Origin of the sequence: Rhodoplanes roseus (assembly GCF_003258865.1) — a bacterium.
In the GTDB taxonomy this organism is placed as follows: domain Bacteria; phylum Pseudomonadota; class Alphaproteobacteria; order Rhizobiales; family Xanthobacteraceae; genus Rhodoplanes; species Rhodoplanes roseus.
Genome location: NZ_NPEX01000737.1, coordinates 1 through 288, shown reverse-complemented (window position 1 = coordinate 288; position 288 = coordinate 1). Strand labels below are relative to the sequence as shown.

Annotated in this window: 1 pseudogene; it reads right to left on the bottom strand. The window is 64.6% G+C overall.

Features of this window, described 5'->3' with window-relative positions:
- Nucleotides 1–288: pseudogene (locus tag CH341_RS34845) on the bottom strand (chemotaxis protein); the annotation flags it as partial.

Here is a 288-nt window from a genome sequence, read left to right as displayed (position 1 = left end):
AGTTGTTCGAGACTCTGCGGGTCGAGGAGAAGCGGGCGCGTTTCGGCGAGCAGGACGTCGAGATCGGTGAGACTTTGAGTGATTGCCTGACCGAAGGTCGCCACCGCTGCGTCGTCGTCGGCGGAGTAGATCCCGCGCGAATCCATCACGACCGCGGTGATCAGCCGGTTCATCCTCTGGCCGTTGATTGCAGCTTCCGCGAGCCGTTCCAGGTCGACGGTCCGCTCCGCGCTCTGTTTCAGCGCGTAAGTCGCCATGGCGGCCACGAGGATGGTGGCGAGGCCGAGC